This window comes from Phocaeicola sp. HCN-40430 (genome assembly GCF_037890285.1).
In the GTDB taxonomy this organism is placed as follows: Bacteria; Bacteroidota; Bacteroidia; order Bacteroidales; family Bacteroidaceae; genus Phocaeicola; species Phocaeicola acetigenes.
Genome location: NZ_JBBKBS010000066.1, coordinates 1 through 745, shown reverse-complemented (window position 1 = coordinate 745; position 745 = coordinate 1). Strand labels below are relative to the sequence as shown.

The window sequence follows — 745 nt, the reverse complement described above, 5'->3', positions numbered from 1 at the left end:
GGTCTTGAAAGAATATTATTGATAAAGATTAGAGCTTAGGTGATACAATGTGTGTATTAATAAATAATACCAATTGTATGTTTTTGTTTATACTTGGTTTTAATTAAGTTAAAGATGAAAGGCTGACTACTTTTATAGTGTCAGCCTTTTTTATTTTTATTACTGAAGAATACGTTTTTATTGTATATATATCATGACTAATGATAATTTTCTTTTAACTTTGCTTTCTGTATAATGCAAGAAGCACATAGGCTGTGTAAAAGTGAGATTTTCTGAAGGGGAGGAACCCCTTTATTTAAACTATGAAAACTAACAATCTAAAAATATGAATCTTAAAACCTTATCTGTATTAAACATGCTGGCTCTTGTTCCTTCTGGAAGTATGCTGGCGCAACAACAAGGGGCGGAATCCCCAGAACAACGTCCTAATATTCTGTTTATTTTAAGTGATGATCATACCTCACAGGCATGGGGAATCTATGGTGGTGTATTGGCCGATTATGTGAAGAATGAGAATATCAAGCGTTTGGCTTCCGAAGGAGTAGTTTTGGATAATTGTTTTTGTACCAATTCCATTTCAGCTCCCAGTCGGGCAAGTATTCTCACCGGATTGTATAGCCATCGTAATGGATTGTATACCTTAAGTGATTCTTTGGATACTTCTATTCCTACGTTGGCTACTACTTTGCAGCAAGCAGGTTATCATACCGGTTTGGTAGGTAAATGGCATATCCAGTCACAGCCA

The 745-nt window shown here is 35.2% G+C and carries 1 protein-coding gene; it reads left to right on the top strand.

Going from position 1 to position 745, the window contains the following annotated elements; all coding sequences use genetic code 11:
• Nucleotides 1–382: 382 nt before the first annotated feature.
• The coding region (locus tag WKU26_RS12610) for a sulfatase-like hydrolase/transferase (protein ID WP_340322308.1) at nucleotides 383–745 on the top strand (363 nt) is incomplete at its 3' end.